General features: G+C 62.4%; 14 protein-coding genes. 5 read left to right on the plus strand and 9 right to left on the minus strand.

The annotated features are described in order from the left end of the window. Window positions 1–22: 22 nt before the first annotated feature. Together NKJ20_RS00515 and oiaX are read right to left on the minus strand one after the other, a co-directional pair. Window positions 23–1,357, minus strand: coding sequence for a four-carbon acid sugar kinase family protein (locus NKJ20_RS00515; protein WP_352741967.1), 1,335 nt, complete (start codon window positions 1,355–1,357; stop codon window positions 23–25). A 4-nt stretch (window positions 1,358–1,361) separates the two neighbouring features. After that, window positions 1,362–2,636, minus strand: coding sequence for a 3-oxo-isoapionate-4-phosphate decarboxylase OiaX (oiaX, locus tag NKJ20_RS00520; protein ID WP_352741969.1), 1,275 nt, complete (start codon window positions 2,634–2,636; stop codon window positions 1,362–1,364). A 178-nt stretch (window positions 2,637–2,814) separates the two neighbouring features. Here oiaX and NKJ20_RS00525 point away from each other — a divergent pair, with 178 nt between their 5' ends. Together NKJ20_RS00525 and NKJ20_RS00530 are read left to right on the plus strand one after the other, a co-directional pair. Then, window positions 2,815–3,528, plus strand: coding sequence for a transcriptional regulator NanR (locus NKJ20_RS00525; RefSeq protein ID WP_352741971.1), 714 nt, complete (start codon window positions 2,815–2,817; stop codon window positions 3,526–3,528). Window positions 3,529–3,840: 312 nt separating this feature from the next. After that, window positions 3,841–4,731, plus strand: a complete 891-nt coding sequence (locus NKJ20_RS00530; RefSeq protein WP_352741972.1) for a GlxA family transcriptional regulator — start codon at window positions 3,841–3,843, stop codon at window positions 4,729–4,731. 154 nt (window positions 4,732–4,885) lie between these two features. Here the strand turns inward: NKJ20_RS00530 and apnL are convergent, their stop codons facing one another. The 7 genes from apnL to NKJ20_RS00565 form a co-directional block, all read right to left on the minus strand. Beyond that, window positions 4,886–6,793: a D-apionate lactonase gene (gene apnL, locus NKJ20_RS00535; protein ID WP_352741974.1), complete on the minus strand. Its 1,908-nt coding sequence runs from the start codon at window positions 6,791–6,793 to the stop codon at window positions 4,886–4,888. After that, the gene (locus NKJ20_RS00540; RefSeq protein WP_352741975.1) at window positions 6,790–7,824 is read right to left on the minus strand and encodes a Gfo/Idh/MocA family protein; all 1,035 of its coding nucleotides are present in this window, start codon (window positions 7,822–7,824) and stop codon (window positions 6,790–6,792) included. The genes apnL and NKJ20_RS00540 overlap by 4 nt, the downstream gene beginning before the upstream one ends. 1 nt (window position 7,825) lies before the next feature. Next, entirely contained in the window at window positions 7,826–8,890 is a 1,065-nt protein-coding gene (locus NKJ20_RS00545) for an ABC transporter permease (protein WP_023675478.1), read from the minus strand. Next, window positions 8,887–10,431, minus strand: a complete 1,545-nt coding sequence (locus NKJ20_RS00550; protein ID WP_352741977.1) for a sugar ABC transporter ATP-binding protein — start codon at window positions 10,429–10,431, stop codon at window positions 8,887–8,889. The genes NKJ20_RS00545 and NKJ20_RS00550 overlap by 4 nt, the downstream gene beginning before the upstream one ends. After that, window positions 10,428–11,081, minus strand: a complete 654-nt coding sequence (locus NKJ20_RS00555; RefSeq protein WP_352448153.1) for a DUF2291 family protein — start codon at window positions 11,079–11,081, stop codon at window positions 10,428–10,430. The genes NKJ20_RS00550 and NKJ20_RS00555 overlap by 4 nt, the downstream gene beginning before the upstream one ends. A 112-nt stretch (window positions 11,082–11,193) precedes the next feature. Next, window positions 11,194–12,135: a D-ribose ABC transporter substrate-binding protein gene (locus tag NKJ20_RS00560; RefSeq protein WP_023675475.1), complete on the minus strand. Its 942-nt coding sequence runs from the start codon at window positions 12,133–12,135 to the stop codon at window positions 11,194–11,196. Window positions 12,136–12,400: 265 nt separating this feature from the next. Beyond that, window positions 12,401–13,228 carry a phosphogluconate dehydrogenase C-terminal domain-containing protein gene (locus NKJ20_RS00565; protein ID WP_352568083.1) on the minus strand — a complete coding sequence of 276 codons (828 nt, stop codon included), beginning with the start codon at window positions 13,226–13,228 and terminating at the stop codon, window positions 12,401–12,403. A gap of 341 nt (window positions 13,229–13,569) precedes the next feature. Between NKJ20_RS00565 and NKJ20_RS00570 the strand changes: the two genes are divergently transcribed. The 3 genes from NKJ20_RS00570 (at window position 13,570) to NKJ20_RS00580 (ending at window position 16,074) form a co-directional block, all read left to right on the plus strand. Further along, complete coding sequence (locus NKJ20_RS00570; protein WP_352741979.1) at window positions 13,570–14,244, plus strand: DUF2161 domain-containing phosphodiesterase; 675 nt, start codon at window positions 13,570–13,572, stop codon at window positions 14,242–14,244. A 147-nt stretch (window positions 14,245–14,391) separates the two neighbouring features. Further along, the gene (locus tag NKJ20_RS00575) at window positions 14,392–14,817 is read left to right on the plus strand and encodes a hypothetical protein (RefSeq protein WP_352448156.1); all 426 of its coding nucleotides are present in this window, start codon (window positions 14,392–14,394) and stop codon (window positions 14,815–14,817) included. 66 nt (window positions 14,818–14,883) lie between these two features. Further along, the gene (locus tag NKJ20_RS00580; RefSeq protein ID WP_352702790.1) at window positions 14,884–16,074 is read left to right on the plus strand and encodes an NADH-quinone oxidoreductase subunit D; all 1,191 of its coding nucleotides are present in this window, start codon (window positions 14,884–14,886) and stop codon (window positions 16,072–16,074) included. Window positions 16,075–16,195: the final 121 nt, after the last annotated feature.

The following is a 16,195-nucleotide window of genomic DNA, read 5'->3' on the forward strand; positions in this document are numbered from 1 at the left end:
TTTGACCTGACATTCCCCGCTCTCAACCGCCGACCCCATCGCGAATAGTGGAGAAATAGCGGTCGGTTCCGACCTGCCCGCCCTTGAGGGCAATTTCCAGCCCATCGATCGCCTTAATGCTTGAATGCGCCACACAAAGTGGCGAGCCCGGCGATGCCGGCAGCGGCATTCGCACAGTCAGCGCGTCGACGCCCATCTGGCCAAGTGCATGGCTCGACGTGTCGCCGCCGGCGATGACCACGCGCAGTAGCTTCTCTTGAAGCGTCAGTTCGCGGAGAACCTCGCCAAGGCCGCGGCCGAGCTTATGGCGGGCGCCTTCCCGGAGATCGATTTCTGCACCGCGGTCGGCCGCAGGTCCGAGCGCGGTGTAGAGGATGACGCTGCGCCCGGCCCGTAGGCTGGAGCGGCCGGTTGCCACCGCGCGCGCAATCGCGTCGTTCGAAGCCTCAGAAACCAGTTCGACCGGGTCGAGCTCGATCCCGTCGAAGCCGTCGGCCAGAGCATGACGGATCTGTCGTTCCGTCGTCGGCGAGCAGCTCCCCGAGACCACGGCAATCCTGTCGGCAGCGCCCGGCGGCGAAAAGGCGGATTTGGTATCCACGATCCGGTTCGATGCCCATTCGACCAGCAAGGCATATTCGATGCCTGAAGAGCCGACGACGAAATAACCGCCCGGCTTGCGAGCGCGCCAAATCTCCTTGCCGGCAATTGCCTGGGTTTCCAGGCTATCGACATCGACAAGCACGATACCTGAGCCATTCTCCACAAGCCGGTCGAATGCTTTCGACCGCGACGCGGACTGCAGCGTCGCCAGGTCGACCAGGCCCGAGGCGAGGCTGGTCTGGCGCGACAGATGGATCAGCAGGTCTGATTCGTCCATCGGCGTGGTCGGATGGCGGCTCATCACGGGATGGCGGTCGATGCGGAAATATTTTTCGCGATAGGCCGCGAACAGATGACCGAAGGCGGTGTAGCGCTTCAGCTGCGGCGCGCCGACCACCAGCGGCACGCCGTCTTGCCGGAAAACCGAGCGGCCGATTTCGATCGCCCGGCCGATGCTGCCGATTGCCGGGCTGGAATCGAAGGTCGAGCAGACCTTGTAGTGGCAGATCTCGGCGTTGACGGTCTTCAGCCAGGCGAAGGCATCTCGCAGATGCGTGTCCATCCACTGCGGCGTCTCGCTGCGGCTGGTGCCGGCCAGCCCGAGGGCGCGGCAATGCGCAAATTGCGAAAGCAGCGCCTCGTCCGGCTGGCGCATGAACAGGACGGTCGGCACGCCGCCGAGCTCGAGCGCCTCCATAACGTCGGTCGAGCCGGTCAGGTCGTCGCCATAGTAACTCAGAAGCCGGTTTTGCATGGCGTCAGGCCGCCTCGCCGCCGCCGAACTTCTCGATCGACCGCGCCAGCTCGACATGGCTCAAGGCATAATCTGCCAACGGAATGTCTTGGACCGCCGCCTGCCAGGCCTGCTGCACGGCGCGCACGCCGGCGCCCGGCCCGTCCGGGTGGCTGACGATGCCACCGCCGCAGAGATAGAGAAGATCGACCGTCCGGCCGGTTCGCTGGAAGGTTTCAGGCGCCTGCCCGCCCCACTGGCCGGAGCCGGCGACCGGCAATGCGCAATCGGCCGGCGAAAAGATCGGCGTGGTCACCGCCTTGAAGGATTCGACGAAGGACCAGTCGGGTTCCCAGTATTTCGAGGCGATGCCGTTGATCTGGAACTGGTCGACGCCGAGCAACCGCCAGAACTGCTGCCAGACCTTGAAATCCATGCCGAGGCCGGGATGGCGGGTGAGAATGTCCCAGCCATTGCGGTGGGCATGGAGCACCAGGCTGGAGCGCTTTCGGAGGTAAGCCATGCCACCAAAGCCGATCGAATTGATGCTGACCACCGCGCAATTGCCGCCGGCCTTTGCCACCAGATCGTGGTTTCGCATCATCTCGTCGGGATCGGCATGTGAAATGCCGAAGGCATACATGACCTTCTTGCCGGTCTTCTGCTCGTGGTCGAGGATCAGCGGCATGATTGCCCTCACCCGCTCCGACAGCGGTGAATAGGCCGGGCTCATCAGCTTCTCGTCGTCCTTGATGAAGTCGACGCCGGCGGCAATCAGCTCTTGCACCATTGCGGCCGTCTCGTACGGGCGGAGTCCCAGCGCCGGCTTGACGATGGTCCCGATGATCGGACGATCCGCGACACCGGTCAGCCTGCGGCTGCCCGTGACGCCGAATTGCGGGCCCGGATGCGCGCCCCGGTACTCCTCGGGTAGCTTCATGTCGACGACACGGATGCCGGACAGGCCCTTGATCGAAAAGGTGCCGCCGATGGCGATGGTCATCAGCGCCGACAGGTCGGTGCCGATGGCGTCCAGCGGAAAGGCGATATCGATGTCGGCGCGCTTGACCGGGCCGTTGCGTGCTTCGGGGCTTGCTCCGGAACCGGTTTCGGGAAGGGACGGCCGGTCCGCGTCCGGCAGATGCCGTATCGCCAGGACTCGCGCTGCGACCCTGGCCTTGAGCTCTTCGGTCTCGCCGGCCAGCGCGACGAAGGTTCCGGTCGACTGGTCGCTTGCAATCTTGGCCGCCAGCGCCTCGATATTGCCGGGCGTTTCGATGCGATAGGTAAGAACAATCATATTCGCGCGGCCTGCCGGGGAGGTTTCGAAAAAGGTTCCTTGGCCCTCGAAATCTGGTATAATGAGTACATAAGCATTGCAAGCCCTATCCGGCTTGGCGGTAAGGGCGAGCCCGCAACTGGCGTTCCGGAATTCACGGCGGAAATGCATAGGCCGGTTAAAGGAGTGATTCGCGACGATGAACCGTTCGGAGCCGATCGTCCGGCGCAAGCTTTCCGACGAAGTATTCTTGAGACTGAAGCGCCTGATCACCAGCGGCGAATTGCTGCCGGGTGACGACATGCCGTCGGAGCGCGAATTGATGGAGCGTTTCGAGGTCGGCAGGCCGGCGATCCGCGAGGCGATGCAGGCGTTGAGCAATATGGGGCTGGTCGCGATCTCGCATGGTGAGCGTGCCAAGGTGCTGCAGCTCACCGCCAAGTCGATCATCAAGCAGGTCGACGGCGCAGCCAAGATCATCCTGTCGTCATCGAAGGACACGCTCGAGCACCTCAAGAACGCGCGCATCTTCTTCGAGCGCGGCATGGTCAGGGAAGCCGCGGAGAAGGCAACCGCCGAGGACGTGCAGCGGCTGCGGGAAACGGTCGCCGAGCAGCGCAGCCATCGTGGCAATTCGGAAGCCTTCATATCCGCCGACATGAAATTCCACACACAGATCGCGGCAATATCCGGTAACCCGATCTATGTCGCCGTCAGCGAGGCAATGCTAGGCTGGCTAAAGGAATACCACACCGAAATGCTGATCTGGACCGGCAAGGAAAAGTTCACGCTGACCGAGCACGAAGAGATCGTCGGACACATCGAAGCCAAGGATGCGGATGGCGCCGAGAAGGCGATGATCAAGCACCTCGAACGCTCGCGCGCGCTCTACGTGATGAATTCCGGCAACTGAAAATCAAGTGCAGGTCCCGACCGGCGTCGCGGTCGAACCTTGTTCTCGGCCTACTGGCTGACCACAGATCAGCCTGAGCCCGGACCGACGCAGTTTTATGTTGCCGTCTGAATCCGGTGTATGTGCCGCGTTGTTTTCATTCAGCGATTTCAGCATTTGCATCTTCCCAGCCGTGGATTTCCGCCGCCCGCTTTCGTCAGCAGGCCCGCATAGGCCCGTCTTGGAGGCGCCTGGCTTCTTCTTGAATTGGCAATTCTTGCAAAGACTATGCTAGATTTGCCGCTCGGCGAGAACGACACCGGGAGAACCGCAATGGCTGACAGGAGCCTCCACGTCGTGATCTGGCTGCCGTCGAATTTCTATTCGGCCGTCGTCTCGACGCTCGTGGAAATGTTTCAGCTTGTGAATGACGTCTGCCGGTCACAGGTTCTCTCCTGTGAGTTCGTTTCAAGGGGCGCGCCGTCGACATCAAGCACAGGAATTTCCTTCCCGACGAAGGCTCAACCATCCCGGAAAATGGATGTCCTGATTCTCATTGCGATGCCGGGTGTCGAGATTCCGGAGCTTCTGCGCTCGCTCGACGAGGAGTGTGAACATTCAAAACCGCTGATCGCGCTCGCGCAACAGCAGGACGCAATCATCGCAGCACATTGCGGCGCGTGTTATCTGCTCGCCAATTCGGGATTATTGGACGGTAAACGCGCAACGATATCCTGGTGGCTGAAAGCCGAGGCAAGCCGCCGGTTTCCGCAAGTGCGATGGGACGCTTCCCGCCTGCTCATTCGCCAGGACCGCCTTTACACATGTGGAGGCGGGTTTTCCGGACTCGAACTCGCCAGGGCTTTGCTGATCGATCTGGGCTTCGAGAAGGAAGAGCGGATCATTCGAAAACTTTTGGTTCTTCCTCCGCCGCGCAAATTCCAGAGTCCCTACGAATTTCCTCTCGACAAAATTTCGAACGACGCCAGCCCATTCGAGAAAAAGCTGCGCGAGCTCTCGAAAGACAAGATGTCAGAAATCGATTTGAAATTTCTTGCAACCGAATTGGCGATGTCTTCGCGAACCCTGTCTCGCAGGTTTTTCGACGAGCTCCAGACAACGCCGGGAAAATGGATCCAGGAAAGGCGGCTGGAGTTGGCAAGGTCCATGCTTGAGGAAACGAAACTGAGCGTCTCAGAAATTTGCTATCGGGTGGGATATTAGGACGTCGCTTCGTTCAGCCGTCTTTTTTCCAAGACAACTGGAATGGCACCAGGCGAGTTTCGAAAGCAAGTCCGGTGACAAGTCGGCAGCGGAAGTACTGCGGCTACGGGCAACCGCTGCGGAACTGCGGCGATTCATGAACCCCGGCGTGACTTCAGCCAATCCGGACGATTGCGTAGGGCGTCATCACAAGACGGTCTCGGCCCGACGCGTCGCGCTGAATCTGGCGTGACGTTCGTCCATCCCAGATATTCAGAAAATCCTGATCGGAACCGAGCCCGGAAACATCGACTGGAAGGTCGGCCGGGGTAAGGTTCGCCAGCCAGACGATGATCCTGCCTGTCCGGGAGCGGCCGGCCAGTGCCAGCACCCGCGTCTCATCGGTCGTTGTCGCCGCCACATGCGCATGGCCGGCCAGATCGCAAAGTCCTTTCACTGCGTGGAAAATCGGCCGGGGTGTACCTTCTTTGACAGGTTCGCCCGACGAGGCCAGCACGCCGAATGGTCCGGTGAAGCTGCAGAGCGTCAGCATTTCGAGCCCGGCCGGCGCAACGCGCGCGGCATAGCCGATCGTCCATGCGGCCCCGAACAGCCCGGCATGGCGAGGGTCGCGGTCGGCCATGGCAATGCGCTGATTGTCGGGATTGGCCTTGGTCGCGCCGCCATAAGGGTTCTGGCGCATGGCAATGGTCGACGGCCCGATCCGATAAGGTATTGTTCCGAAGATCGTTCGTACTGACGCCGTGATGAAAGGCAATGCCTCCAGCGATTGCATGACGCTGAGATCGTCGGCGGCGTGCACGATCGGGCAGGTGCAATGCGTGACGAAATCGAGCGGGTCGGCCGGCACACGCTTGCGATTGAGTTCGGTGAAATAGCTGAACATGCCGCCGCCGAGGCGGCTGTCGGGAAAGGCGCGCCGCGTCGCGGCGTAGACGTCTTCGAGCGGCGGGCATTGCGGCCATGCGCTGCCCGGCGGCGTCGACTGCCGGTCGACCGAGGGCGAGACGGCAATCGCCGAAAGCTTGAGCCCGGCCTGGCGCACCCTGTCGGCGACGCCTGAAAGCTCGGCGTCGAGATCGCCGTCGCCGGCAATGACACATTCGAGCGTTGTCCGGACCGGATAGGCGGCGGCCAGCCGGGCGTAGGATCGCAAGGCGTCGAGCCCATGGCCGCGCGTCGGGTCGTAGTGGAACATCAATTGCTGCGGACCAAGCTCGCACAGCATCGGTAGCTTGCCCAGCGCCGCCTCGACCTCATCCGGATAGACGATCACGCCGATATCCGGCAGCCCCGGTCCGGCCTTGCCGAGCGTGACGCGAATTGGTTCGACGGTTGCCGCAGCCGCCGGCACTTTCCCGCGACCCTCTATCCGCAAGCTGATGGTCTGACGGAAGGTCTTGCCGGCGGGCAGCACATAGGGCCGCGGCAGCGCCAGCGGCCGAACATAGGTCTTGTAGGAGGCATCCGACCAGTTGCGCTGGTCCTCCATCTCGAAAGTATCGCCTTGCATACGGCATTCGGCGGTGACGCCCGGCCGGACCTCATGGGTGATCGCCCGCAGATCCTTGAAAGGCTGCCAGGCATCGATCAGCTCTGGAAGCCGCATCGCGACCACGCTGCCATCGGTATGCTCGACCGTGACCGGGCTGCCGGCCAGGCCGGCAATCGGATGCAGGATGCAGAAGCCGCAGCGATTGGTCTCGAAATCGTTGTCGGGAAGAGCGCTCACGTCGAAGATCAGCTGGCCATCGGCCGAGCCCTTGATGGTCGCACGGAAGTCGAGCCGGCTGCCGTCCGGTGCTTGGCAACTTGCCGAATAGCTGACGAAGAAAGCGTCATCGCCCTGGTCGATGATTAAATCGGTGAGCGTCGGCTCGTAGGTGCCCCAGTCGCGATCCCTGACGATGTAGGCGATGGCACGCAGAACTTCGGTGTCGCCGTGCCGGATGGTGCGCAGATTGCCATTGACGAAGTCCGCCGTCAGCGCGCCGGCGCGCAGCCTGACCGGTTCGGCTTCAACGGCACGTGTGCCGTAGAGGAGGAAGGCGTCGGCTGTCATTTCAGCAAGGCGTCGAGTTGCACCGGCTCCCGGCTTGCGGCGCCGGCGTAGGCTGCCTCGACCAGCGCTAATGTCTTGAGGTTGTCCGCGCCCGAGGTCGCGGGCTCGGTTCCGTTGGTCAGGCAATCGACCCAGTGCTTTTGAATGGCGACGACGCTTTCCTGGATGTTGTGCCACGGCCGCGATGCCCAGGCCAGCAGCGGTGGCGAGACATCGCTGACGACTGTCCCGCTTCTTCCGGTGACGGTGAGCCGGTAGCCCTGCGCCAGCCGGATCGTGCCGTCGCTGCCGTCGATTTCGATCAGCGTCTCGGGGAACGGCTCTGTCGCGAGCTTGCTCGCGTAGCTGCAGTCGACCATGGAAGTGGCGCCGCTCGCGTGGTCCATCAGCATCGTCGCAACATCCTCGCCGGCAATGCCGGGATTGATGCGCGCCGTTCGCGCAGTGACCGTCGAGACGTCGCCCAGCAGAAAGCGGGCGATGTCGAGGATATGGATGCCGAGATCCTCGATAATGAAGCGCTTTCCGGTCGCCAGATAGGGCTGGCCGGAAAACACGTCATAGGCAGAGCGGAACGAGATCCGTCCGAAAAAGGGGGTGCCGATTTCGCCGCTGTCGAGCACGGTACGCACCGCCTGGATCGGCGACTGCCAGCGAAAATTCTCATGCACCATCAGCGGCACGCCAGCGTCAGCACAGGCCTTTACCATCGCCTTGGCGTCGGCAAGCGTCGGCGCAAACGGTTTTTGGCAGATTGCAGGAACGCCGTGCTGCGCCGCCATCTCCACCAGCATTCTGTGGCTTGGTGCGGTAGTGGCGATGTCGACGAAATCCAGCCTTTCGCCGGCAAACAACGCTGCGGCGTCGGTATAGCGCCGCGCGACCCCGAACTGGTCGCCGACGATCCGCAGCCGGTCCGGATCACGGTCGCAGATGGCGGCGATCGAGGCGCCCTCTATGTCGCGCCAGGCATGCATCTGGTTGAGGGCAAAGAAGCCGCAGCCGATCAGCGCTCCCCGCAACTCCGCCATTTCAGCCGGCCTTTGCCATCTGCATCAGCGTCACCCGGCTCTGCAGCCGGCGCTGTGCTTGGTCGACGACGACGGCGACGATGATGACCAGGCCCTTGATCACCATCTGCCAGAACGAGCTCACCCCCATCATCACCAGCCCGTCCGAAAGGATGCCTATGACGAAGGCACCGACAATGGTGCCGCCGATGGTACCGCGACCGCCCGACATCGAGGTGCCGCCGAGCACCGCCGCGGCAATGGCGTTCAGCTCGAAGCTCTCGCCGGTCGCCGGATGCGAGGCCATCAGCTCGGACGAGATGATCAGCCCGACGATCGCCGCGCAGAAGCCGGAGAACATGTAGACGAACATCTTCACCATATTGACGCGGACGCCCGAAATCCGCGCCGCCCGTTCGTTGCCGCCGACCGCGAAGATGTGGCGGCCGAGCGGAGTGTATTTGGCGAGATAGGCCGCCCCTAGCGCAACGACGAGCAGAATCCAGAGCGCGACCGGCAGGCCGAGCAACCGGCCGGCGCCGAGAAAGCCGAATCCGGTGGTGCCGAGCTCCGGCTTGCCGACGAGATTGGGGAAAGTACGGCCATCCGACGACAGCAGCGCCAGGCCGCGTGCGACATAGAGCACGCCGAGCGTGGCAATGAAAGGCGCAACGTTAAGCCTGGTGATCAGCAAGCCGTTGACGGCGCCGATCAATATGCCGACGGCAAGCGTGATCAGCGCGATCTCGAAGACGTTGAAATAGATGGTGTAGCCGACCTGCAGGTCGATGCCGTTGAGCACGAGGTAGCCGGCCACCATGCCGCACAGGCCGACGATTGAGCCGACCGACAGGTCGATGCCGCCGGTGATGATGACGAAGGTCATGCCCATTGCGAGGAATGCGTTCAGCGCCACGTGCTTCGACATCAGGATAAGATTGGCGGCCGATAGGAAATTGGGGGCGGCTATCGAGAAGAATAACAGCACGGCGATCAGCGCGATGAACGTCCTCGCCTTCATCAGCGTCAGCAGGACCGAGCCGCCCGACATGGAGTTGACCGCCGCCTTGGCTGGGATGTCAGTCATGCGCCTTGCTCTCCGTGCGGGACCGGTCCGTGGCCGAAGGCCGAGGCAGCGACGAGCGCGGCCTCCGTCGCCTCGGCGCGATCGAACATGCCGGTCAATTTTCCATTGCTCATCACTGCGATACGGTCGGACAACGCCATCACTTCGTCGAGATCGGAGGTGGCAAACAGAATCCCCAGGCCGTCGCGTGACAGCTTGCGCATGGTGCGGAACACGTCGGCCTTGGCGCCGACGTCGATGCCGCGGCTGGGCTCGTCCATCAACAGCACCTTCGGGCCGGTGAGCAGCGCCTTGCCGATCACCACCTTCTGCTGGTTGCCGCCTGACAGCGACGAGACTTCCTGCGCCGGATCGGCGACCTTGATGGCCAGTTCGCGCACCGTCTGGGTCACCGCCTGTCGTTCGGCGGCACCACGAATGTGGAACAGGCGCACGAACCGCGACAGGCTGGCCAGCGTCAGATTGCTGGCGACGGAGAGGATCGACACCAGCCCTTCGCGCTGGCGGTCTTCGGGAATCAGCGCCAGGCCGCGCCGGATGCGCCGCGTCGTGTCGCGCTCGTGCACTTTTTTGCCGGCAATGAATATCGTGCCCGTCGAATGGCCGTGGCGGCCCATGATGCAGTCGAACAGCTCGCTGCGTCCGGCGCCCATCAGGCCATAGATGCCGAGAATTTCGCCGGCGCGCAGCGACAGCGAGACGTGATCGACCGCAAGCCCGCCGGTGACGCGCGGCAGGCAGATGTCCTCGGCGCGGAATATTTCCTCGCCCGGCACATGGCCGTCGGCCTTGGCGAAGTCCTTGGCGTCCGAGCCGATCATCTGCCGCACGATCCACTGGGTGTCGACGTCTTTCATCTCCGCCTGGCCGGTGATGCGGCCGTCGCGCAGCACCGTGATGGTGTCGCCGATGCGGATCAGCTCCTCGAGCCGGTGCGAGATGTAGACGACTGCCACGCCGCGTGCCTTGAGGTCGGCAATCACCTTGAACAGTATCTCGACTTCCGCCGCGCTGAGCGCCGAGGTCGGTTCATCCATGATCAGGATGCGCGCATCGAGCGAAACCGCCTTGGCGATCTCGACCAGCTGCTGCTGGCCGATGCGCAGATCCTCGACCAGCATGTCGGGCCGGATGCCGGCTTCCAGGCGTTCAAGGAACTCCGCCGCGCGGCGCTCCTGCTCCTTGCGGTCGATCTTGCGGAAGCGGTTGGTGATCTCGCGGGTGGCGAAAATATTTTCGGCGACAGTCAGATTGCCGAACAGATTCAGCTCCTGGAAAACCATGCCGATGCCGCGGCTCACGGCATCACCGGAAGACGAGAATGAAACCTCCTCGCCGTCCAGAAGGATGCGCCCGAGCGTCGGTTGCTCGACGCCGGCGATGATCTTCATCAGCGTCGATTTGCCGGCTCCGTTTTCGCCGACCAGCACGTTGACCGCGCCTTTGCGCACCTCGAAATTCGCCCGCTTGACCGCGACGGTGCCGGAATAGACTTTCGAGACGTCCTCCAGCTTCAGGATGACATCTTGATCGCCGGTCATGGCTTCGGCCCGATCTTTGCCTCCGCCGGCGTCACCAGCGGCAGGTCCTGGCCACTGCCCGGCGTATAGGCGCCAAGTACCTCGACGCTGCGGCCCTCGAGTGCCTCGCGCGGCAGCTTGGAAAGCACGGTCTTGTCGGCATAGGCGTTGAAAGCCTTGCCGAACTGGGCGAAGTCGATCTGGTTGGTGAAATCGTTGAACTGGATGAAGTCGAGGCTGTCGCGCAGCGCGGTTCCGCGCATGGCGGGTCCGATCTGCACCCGCGCGTCCGCCTTGCCGTCGCCGTCAGCATCGATGTCCATCGTCGCCGCGCGTGACTGTGTATTGGCTGCAACGACCTTGCCCTCGAGCCGAACCGCGAAGGTCCATGGCGAATTCGCCTGCTTCTTCGGGTTGCCGTATTTGGCGCCGGCAGCGGCGGGATCGGTCTTGGCCAAGGTGTGAACCTCGGCAAACGGCCCGGCCTTCTGCTGCAGATAGGGTATGACTTTCGCCGCCCAGATGTCCTCGACCATCTTGTCGGGATTGAATGCGGAGCCAGTGCCGCCGTTTTCCGCTGACGGCGTCGGCAGGATCTTGCAGGCGGTCAGGCTGACTATAGCTGCAAGGAACGACGCGACAAGGATCGGCCGGGTCAGCTTGTTGAACATGTCGGCTCGTTCGGCATGGCAGTCAGGAGCACCCAAAGAAATGGAAGAAAGGGCGAAATGGAAGCAAGGGACGAACCGGAGGCTCGTCCCTTGCTGCTGATGTTACACCGGCTCAGTTGGTGAGCGCGAATGTCTCCAGCTTGGCGGCATTGTCGCCATTGACCAGGACGCAGTCCATCAGCTGCTTTTCTTCGGCGGGAGACTTCTTGTTTTTGATGAAGTCGTTGGCCTGCTCGACCGCCATCTGCGCCTGCGCGAAGGCCGGCTGCAGGACTGTCGCCTTGATGCCGCCGGAGGTGATCGAGTCGCGCACGTCGTTCGACCCGTCGAAGCCGACGACGATGACGTCTTTGCGGCCGGCAGCGGCAAGTGCCGCGTAAGCGCCCATCGCCATTGTGTCGTTGCCGGAGATCACGCCCTTGATATCGGGATTGGCCTGGAGGATCGATTCCATCTTTGAATAGGCCTCGGTCTGGCTCCAATTGGCCGACTGCTGCGCCACCATCTTCAGGTCCGGATAGTCGTCGATGACGTCGTGGTAACCCTTGGAGCGGATGCCGGCATTGGTGTCGGATTCCTTGCCGACGAGCTCGACGAAATTACCCTTCTCGCCCATCAGCTTGACGAATTCCTGTGCGCCGAGCTGGGCGCCCTGATAATTGTTGGAGACGATCTGCGCGACGGCAACGCCGGTGGCATTGATCTCGCGATCGATCAGGAAGGAAGGAACGCCCGCGTCCTTGGCCTTCTGCACCGCGGCGACGGTGGCGTCGGCGCCGGCATTGTCGAGGATGATCGCCTTGGCGCCGCGGCCGATCGCCGTGTCGATCAATTCGGACTGCTTGTTGGCGTCGTCGTCATGGACGAGCACCAACGCCTCGTAACCGAGTTCCTTGGCCTTGGCCTCCGCGCCGACAGCTTCCGCCTTGAAGAACGGATTGTCATGCGAGGGCGTGATGATGGCGATCAAATCCGCCGCATAGGCGGGTGCGGCGGTGCCAAGCGCCAGCATGCCGGCAAAAGCCGCAAGCGTCATTCTGCGTGTCAGTTTCATGTATTCCTCCCGTTGAAAATCCGTGCCTTGTCCCAAGGCTATATGCATTCGATTTCGTTAGCCGGCCGTAGGCGGCGGGTCGCGTCAGATTCACAAGCCCTTGGCCGGCTTCACCTCGACGGATCGCTCCCCCTATCCTCCACTCATCCAGCGCCTGATCCTGCTGCGAAGCTTGACGGTCCGATCCATCGAACAGCTAAGCCAACTGGTATAATGAGTCAATGACAATTTCAGGTGACATGTTCCGGAGAACGCGTCGCTGCCCTCAAGTGATGCGCTGAATGCTCGCGGCAATCTCCTCCGGCTCGAACACCCGCTTCCAGTCGTCGCGCATCAGCACCGGCTTGCCGAACTCTATCGCCTTGTTGCAGGCGTCGGAGAACACGCCTTTGGTCTCGCCGAAGATGACGGCGCCAAGCACGTTCATATGACCAAGCAGGAAGTCGAGCGCCGCCTGCTTGTCGACCCCGCGCGCCACCACCTCGTCGACCGCCTCTTTCATGACGACGAGCAGCGAGGCGCATACCGTTTCAGAAAGGCCGGGCTCGAGCAGGGCCATCTGATCGACCGTGACGCGATGCGAGCGCATGACCGGCGCCCAGATGATTTTTGCGATCGCCTCACCCTTGGCGAAATCCTCCTCCGGTCCCTGCATCAAGGCGCTGACCATATGCTGCTTGGCCTTGACGCCGCCGAAATAATCCTTCTTGGCCGCCATGTCGGTCTCGTCGTTGAAGATCGGCGGATGGCACGGGTGGGTGACGAAATAGGTCAGGTCCGGCCGCTTCGGCAAATGCCCGGCGAAAGGTGCCGCGGCGTCGAGCACGACGACCATGGTGCCTGATGCAAGCTTGCTCTCGATACTCGCCGCGACCTTGCCGATGTGCGTGTCCGGCACCGCCAGGATCACCACATCGGCGCCATCAAGCGCCTCATCGGCGCTGACGGCATCGATGCCGAGGCCCGACTTAAGCCGCTCGCGGCCGGCGTCGCTGACCTCGACATGGCGTATCGTATAGGGAGATCCGCGAAAATTGGTCGACAGACGGTAACCCATTTTGCCGCCCGCACCAAACAGCGCAATCGTTGTCATGTGTCCGTTACTCCTGAATTCCAACGACGGCCCTGCCGATCGTCATCCCATTGACTTGTATGCACATTGCCGCCGGTTGGCGGATTAGAAAACGCAGGGGAGCCGCCGCTCAAATGACGATGCCATGGACGATATCTCGGGCGCCCGGATGTCCAGCACAGCGCAGCTACGCGGAGCATGCTACCTTAGGTACACATTATACCAGCATACCAAATTGGCAAGCGGCCATGGCACGGCTCTGACCACTTGGTCGGCCGTCGTTTACCTCCTGTTCAACGGCAAGGAGCGATCATCGCGCTGAACCGCCGATCGGCGGGATGATTCGCAGCCGACAAAGGCCCATGCTCGAAACGTCACTCTACAGCCCGGTCAAGGCCTTCCTCGAAGGCCTGGGATTTATAGTCAAGGGCGAGATCGGCGGCTGCGATCTGCTGGCGCTGAATGCCGACTCTCCACCGATCGTCGTCATCTGCGAGCTGAAGCTGAAGTTCAATCTCGAGCTCATCCTCCAGGGCATCGACCGTATGGCGGCGAGCGACGAGGTCTGGCTAGCGGCATGCATGTCGGCCCGTGGCAAGGGCCGTGAGAGCGATGTGAGATACCGCAATCTCTGCCGTCGGCTCGGCTTTGGCCTGCTTGGCGTGCGACCGAACGGCGAGGTTCAGGTGCTGCTCAGCCCGACGGCATTGGCTCCGCGTCGCGATCCCCGGCGCCGCTCGAAGCTAATTGACGAACATCGGCGTCGGCAGGGCGATCCTGTCGCCGGCGGCGGCTCGCGTGCGCCGATCATGACCGCTTATCGCCAGCAGGCGCTGGCATGCGCCGCAGCCCTCGCCGACGGCCCAAAGCGGCCGCGTGACTTGAAGCCCAACCTGCCGAACGCGCCTAAGATCCTGCTGCACAATGTGTATCGCTGGTTCGCACGCACCGATCGCGGGATCTACGAACTGACCGCTCAGGGCCGTGAGGCGTTGCAGCGCTGGCCGCAGCCCGATCGCAGCCACACCGCTGCCTGAGACAGGCAACGCCGGATTTCGCGCCCTGCTTTCCGCGACAATCACGGCTTTCGGCAAGACATCACCTCGGTCACGGAACCATATTTCGACACGATGGTTTTGTCGTCACCGAATTGATCGTCCGCTGAGCAAACGGAAGGAACGGCCATGCGCCTATCGACGACAATTGCCACACTTTCGGCACTGGCCCTTGCCTCGCCGGTCTATGCGCAATCCGTGGGACCAGAGCTTGCCCCTGTCCCGCCGACGGCCCCGCAAACCCTGCCGGAGCAAGCCACCCCCGAAGGGACCACTCCCGACCAGGCTACACCTGACCAAGCCTTCTCCGCCCAGAATTTCACCGCAGTGACAATCGTGGCGATGGAGGATCTGCCTCCTGACATCAAGGCACAGGCGGAGGCCGTCGTCACGCAGACCAGCGCCGAGGATTTGCGCATCCTGCAAAGTTCGATCGACGCATCGCCGCAGGCGGCATCGGCGCTGGCGGCGAACGGGCTTAATTCCACGCAGGTCGTGGCGGCCAATATCGACGGCGACGGCACGCTGACGCTGATCATCCAGACGACGACGTGAGCGGCTGAAAGCGGACAAGCCGGCTCCGGCACGGAAACGAAGGCCGCCCGATCGCGGAGGACTGTCATGGCCGAGGCTGCAGTTCGCAACTTCACCATCAATTTCGGGCCACAACATCCCTCCGCTCACGGCGTCCTGCGGCTGGTGCTCGAACTCGACGGCGAGATCGTGGAACGCGCCGATCCCCACATCGGCCTGCTGCATCGCGGCACCGAAAAGCTCATCGAGTACAAGAACTACCTGCAGGCCTTGCCCTATTTCGACCGGCTCGACTACGTCGCGCCGATGAACCAGGAGCATGCATTCTGTCTCGCCGCCGAGAAGCTCCTCGAAATATCGGTTACGAAACGCGGACAGCTCATCCGCGTGCTTTTCTGCGAAATAGGCCGGCTGTTATCGCACCTCCTCAACGTCACCACGCAAGCCATGGACATCGGCGCGTTGACGCCGCCGCTCTGGGGTTTCGCCGAGCGCGAGAAGCTGATGGTCTTTTATGAGCGCGCGTCCGGCGCCCGCATGCACGCGAATTATTTCAGGGTCGGCGGCGTGCATCAGGATCTGCCGCCGGAACTCCTCGACGACATCTGGAAGTTCTGCGATCCGTTCCTCAAGGTCTGCCACAATCTCGAAGAGCTGTTGACCGAGAACCGCATCTTCAAGCAGCGCAATGTCGATGTCGGGGTGATCGGCCTCGATGATGCCTGGGCCTGGGGCTTTTCCGGGGTGATGGTACGCGGATCGGGCGCGTCCTGGGACCTGCGCAAGGCGCAGCCATACGAATGCTATTCGGAGATGGATTTCGATATTCCGGTCGGCAAGCATGGCGACTGCTACGACCGCTATCTCGTACGCATGGAGGAAATGCGCCAGTCGGTCCGGATCATGCGGCAATGCCTGGAAAAGTTGCGCTCACCCGAAGGCCAGGGACCGGTCGCGATTCCGAACCACAAGATCACGCCGCCGCCGCGTGCCACGATGAAGCGCTCGATGGAAGCGACGATCCACCACTTCAAACTTTATACCGAAGGCATTCGCGTGCCGAGCGGTGAAGTCTATGCCGCCGTCGAGGCGCCGAAGGGTGAATTCGGCGTCTACCTCGTGTCGGACGGGGGCAACGTTCCCTACCGATGCAAGATCCGCGCACCTTCCTTCGCCCACCTGCAGGCGATGGATTTCCTGTCCCGAGGCCATATGATCGCCGATGTTGCCGCGATCATCGGCTCGCTCGACATCGTGTTCGGAGAAATCGATCGCTAGTTTAGCCAGGTCGCAGGATCTTCCCCGATCGCAGGATCATTTGTGTCGTTAGTAGCCGCGCAGGCAGGCCTGGACGGCGCTCGGCCGCCGGCCAGACGAAGGCCCTCACCTGCGGCGGGCC

The sequence above is a fragment of the Mesorhizobium sp. M0185 genome (genome assembly GCF_040322175.1).
Taxonomy (GTDB): Bacteria; Pseudomonadota; Alphaproteobacteria; order Rhizobiales; family Rhizobiaceae; genus Mesorhizobium.

Bases quoted from the DNA above. Each gene is read 5' to 3' on its own strand.
- NKJ20_RS00515 (WP_352741967.1), bottom strand. From the start codon at position 1,357: ATGCAAAACCGGCTTCTGAGTTACTATGGCGACGACCTGACCGGCTCG.
- oiaX (WP_352741969.1), bottom strand. From the start codon at position 2,636: ATGATTGTTCTTACCTATCGCATCGAAACGCCCGGCAATATCGAGGCG.
- NKJ20_RS00525 (WP_352741971.1), top strand. From the start codon at position 2,815: ATGAACCGTTCGGAGCCGATCGTCCGGCGCAAGCTTTCCGACGAAGTA.
- NKJ20_RS00530 (WP_352741972.1), top strand. From the start codon at position 3,841: ATGGCTGACAGGAGCCTCCACGTCGTGATCTGGCTGCCGTCGAATTTC.
- apnL (WP_352741974.1), bottom strand. From the start codon at position 6,793: ATGACAGCCGACGCCTTCCTCCTCTACGGCACACGTGCCGTTGAAGCC.
- NKJ20_RS00540 (WP_352741975.1), bottom strand. From the start codon at position 7,824: ATGGCGGAGTTGCGGGGAGCGCTGATCGGCTGCGGCTTCTTTGCCCTC.
- NKJ20_RS00545 (WP_023675478.1), bottom strand. From the start codon at position 8,890: ATGACTGACATCCCAGCCAAGGCGGCGGTCAACTCCATGTCGGGCGGC.
- NKJ20_RS00550 (WP_352741977.1), bottom strand. From the start codon at position 10,431: ATGACCGGCGATCAAGATGTCATCCTGAAGCTGGAGGACGTCTCGAAA.
- NKJ20_RS00555 (WP_352448153.1), bottom strand. From the start codon at position 11,081: ATGTTCAACAAGCTGACCCGGCCGATCCTTGTCGCGTCGTTCCTTGCA.
- NKJ20_RS00560 (WP_023675475.1), bottom strand. From the start codon at position 12,135: ATGAAACTGACACGCAGAATGACGCTTGCGGCTTTTGCCGGCATGCTG.
- NKJ20_RS00565 (WP_352568083.1), bottom strand. From the start codon at position 13,228: ATGACAACGATTGCGCTGTTTGGTGCGGGCGGCAAAATGGGTTACCGT.
- NKJ20_RS00570 (WP_352741979.1), top strand. From the start codon at position 13,570: ATGCTCGAAACGTCACTCTACAGCCCGGTCAAGGCCTTCCTCGAAGGC.
- NKJ20_RS00575 (WP_352448156.1), top strand. From the start codon at position 14,392: ATGCGCCTATCGACGACAATTGCCACACTTTCGGCACTGGCCCTTGCC.
- NKJ20_RS00580 (WP_352702790.1), top strand. From the start codon at position 14,884: ATGGCCGAGGCTGCAGTTCGCAACTTCACCATCAATTTCGGGCCACAA.